At 44.9% G+C, this 3573-nt stretch carries 4 protein-coding genes; all 4 read left to right on the top strand.

All coding sequences use genetic code 11. The features are described 5' to 3' along the window. Positions 1–689 (top strand): 3-deoxy-7-phosphoheptulonate synthase (gene aroF / locus Q0F90_RS08150; RefSeq protein WP_296004623.1); only part of this gene is annotated, 689 nt, incomplete at its 5' end. 74 nt (positions 690–763) lie between these two features. After that, entirely contained in the window at positions 764–1816 is a 1053-nt protein-coding gene (gene aroB, locus Q0F90_RS08145) for a 3-dehydroquinate synthase (RefSeq protein WP_296004621.1), read from the top strand. Between the two features lie 10 nt (positions 1817–1826). Then, positions 1827–3095: a 3-phosphoshikimate 1-carboxyvinyltransferase gene (aroA, locus tag Q0F90_RS08140; protein WP_296004619.1), complete on the top strand. Its 1269-nt coding sequence runs from the start codon at positions 1827–1829 to the stop codon at positions 3093–3095. Positions 3096–3167: 72 nt separating this feature from the next. Continuing rightward, the coding region (locus Q0F90_RS08135) for a chorismate synthase (protein ID WP_296004618.1) at positions 3168–3573 on the top strand (406 nt) is incomplete at its 3' end.

The following is a 3573-nucleotide window of genomic DNA, read 5'->3' as shown; positions in this document are numbered from 1 at the left end:
AGGTATTAGAAACCGCAAAAGCTTGTAAGGAAGCGGGCGCCACGATTCTTCGCGGCGGAGCTTTCAAACCGCGTACATCCCCATACTCCTTCCAAGGCATGGGTCCAGAAGGTTTGGAATTGTTAGAGCTAGCTAAAAAAGAAACAGGTCTTCCTATCGTTTCCGAAGTTATGGATATTTCCCAATTACAATACTTCGATAATGTAGATATGCTTCAAATCGGCGCTCGTAACATGCAAAACTTCACACTTTTAAAAGAAGTAGGTAAATTAAATAAACCAGTTCTTTTAAAACGTGGTTTGTCTGCTACATACGAAGAATGGTTGATGGCTGCTGAGTACATCATGTCCGAAGGCAATGAACAAGTTGTATTATGCGAACGCGGTATCCGCACATTCGAAACTAAAACTCGTAATACATTAGACGTAACAGCAATTCCTATGATGCATGAGTTATCTCATTTGCCAATCATCATGGACCCTAGCCACGCAGCAGGTATGAGCCGCATGGTTCGTCCACTTTCACTAGCATCTGTAGGCGGCGGTGCAGACGGCCTTATGATCGAAGTTCACAACGATCCATCCAAAGCATTATGCGATGGCCCTCAAGCATTACGTCCAGATCAATTCACTAGCCTTATGAAAGAAATTATCGCATTACGCCAAGCATTGGTAGAATGCACTAAATAATCTTAAATACCACACAAATAAGCTAGTATCCGTTATAATAGATACTAGCTTATTCTTTTAAGAAAGGAATCGTTATGACTCGCATCCATATTAATGCATCCACGCCGTATGACGTTGTCATCGAGGAGGGCGCTTTACAACGCATCACCGATTATATTAAACCGTTAAAACCAAATTGCCGTGTTATCATCGTCAGCGACAGCAATGTGGCGCCACACTATTTGGATTCTGTGAAAGCTAATATGGAACATGCCGGTTATACTGTTTGTGATTATGTGTTCCCTGCTGGGGAAAGCTCCAAAAACGCTCATCAACTCATCGATTTAGTAGAGTACATGGCGGCTCAATCGTTAACGCGTAAAGACCTTCTCATCGCCCTCGGAGGTGGTGTAGTAGGTGATATGGCAGGCTTTGCAGCAGCTACATACCTACGTGGTATAGACTATGTACAGGTTCCTACATCCCTATTAGCCGCCGTAGATTCCTCTGTAGGTGGTAAAACAGCAGTCAATCTCGAAGCAGGTAAAAATCTTTGGGGAGCTTTCAAACAACCAATCCTCGTTCTCTGTGATCCAACTACGCTCAATACATTGCCAGACATGGAATGGAAAAATGGTTGTGGGGAAATTATCAAATACGGTTTCCTCGATGTACCAGGTTTATTAACCCAACTCGAACATAAACCATTAATTAAACATCGCGGTAGCGTTAGTGGCGTAATTGCCCGTTGTGTACAAGCTAAAGCAGATATCGTAGAGCAAGATGAACACGAATCTGGTGTTCGTGCCCTCTTAAACTTAGGACATACCTTTGGTCACGGCATCGAAAACGCGAGCCACTTTGAAGTACACCATGGCTATGCTGTAGCCATCGGTATGGTACTCATGGCAAAAGGTGCTGTAAAACATGGAGAATTAGATAGAGAGGCCTTAGAAAAATTAAAGGCTCTCATCGAAGCCCACGATTTACCAACTACAACGACTATAACAAAAGAAGAAATTTTAGCAGCTGCTAAGCACGATAAAAAAAGCGAAGGAGCCACCATTAAAATTGTAGTTCCTACTAGCTATGGTCACAGCGAACTCAAGGTGGTAACACACGAAGAGCTTGCTACCTATTTAGATTAAGGAGATTTATATGCATTCTGTAACGAACGCCATCCCTACAGGGACTATTGCGTCCATTCCGGCAAAGGCCCATGCACATCGTGCGTTGATTTGTGCAGCCCTTGCTACCTCTCCATCTACGATTTTACTGAGTCGTACCTCTAAGGATATCGATGCAACGATGGACTCATTGCGAGGCTTAGGTGCTCACGTTGTGTATGAAAATAAAATGGTTACCGTTACTCCTGGCCCCGCTCCTGCAAAGGGCAATGTAGTTCCTCACGAATCAGGTACTACGTTACGCCTTTTATTGCCTGTAGCAGCGTCCATCTGTAATGATGTAGATGTAGATGCTAAAGGTCGTTTACCAGATCGCCCTCTAGAACCTATGCTAGGAGAAATGAAAGCGCACGGCGTAACATTCTCTCAAGATAAACCACCATTTACCATGACAGGTCGTCTTCAAGGGGGCAATTTCTCCATGGTAGGAGATGTAAGTAGTCAATTCTTCTCTGGCTTATTGTTGGCAGCCCCTCAAATCGGCTTATCTACCATTACCTCTACTACGCCACTACAATCTAGCGATTATGTAACACTAACTACTGAAACAATGCGAGATTTTGGTGTCGAAGTAGAACACACTTTACCAGACACAAACATCAATGAGGCTTTCACAGTCCCATTTGGTGCGTCCTTCATAGGTCGTGATAATTACCAAATCGAAGGCGACTGGTCTAACGCAGCGATTTGGATGGTGGCGGCTGGTATGACTGGCAAACCAATTACGATCACAGGCATGAACAAAAACTCTGTACAAGCGGACCGCCGCATCATGCAAGTTATGATTGATGCTGGTTGTGATGTTGTCTGGGATGGTATGAATGTGACGGTCACAGGTCGCGCTTCCAAGCCAATCCATGCAGACCTTGAGCAAATGCCTGATATGTTGCCTGTTATGGCAGCCCTTGCTTGCTCTATTTCTGGTGAAAGCGCCTTTGTTAAGGGTGCTCGCCTACGCTTGAAAGAATCTGATCGCCTCGTAGCCGTTGCTAATCTCGTAAGAGACTTGGGCGGCACGGTTCGTGAAGAAGGCGATGACCTATACATCATCAGTAGTGGTATACTTAAAGGTGGACAAGGTGATTGCGTAAATGACCATCGCCTCGTTATGGCAGGCACATTGATGGCCCTCATCAGTGAAACCCCTGTAATACTAAAAGATAGCGAAGCTATCACAAAATCCTATCCAGACTTCTTCGAGGACTGGAACTTACTGGGCGGTAATGCACAACCAGTTTAGATTTCTAATCGTATCTGGTGTAATCTAATAGATAATAGAAGTAATACGTACTATATAGTAGGAGTTAATATAATGGCATCTAATTTCGGTAAAACCATACAGGTATCTACCTTTGGCGCCTCTCACGGCTATGCCATTGGCGGTATCGTAGAAGGCTTACCTTGTGGACATACCATCGACATCGGTGAACTAAGAGCCTTCATGAAGCGCCGTGCGCCAGGTCAAAATCAATTAACAACGCAACGTAAGGAAGCCGATGTACCTGAGTTTTTAGCAGGTATCGTAGACGGTATGCTCAGCGGTTCTCCATTAGCATTTATGATCCGCAACACATCGCAGCATTCTAGCGATTACAATAACTTACGCGACATCCCTCGCCCATCTCATGCAGACTTCACAGCGCGCATGCGCTACGGCGACAAGGTAGATATGCGCGGAGGCGGTCACTTCTCAGCACGCCTTACAGCACCGCTTTGCG

This window comes from uncultured Veillonella sp., assembly GCF_934190855.1.
In the GTDB taxonomy this organism is placed as follows: domain Bacteria; phylum Bacillota; class Negativicutes; order Veillonellales; family Veillonellaceae; genus Veillonella.
This window is presented reverse-complemented; position numbering and strand designations above follow the sequence as displayed.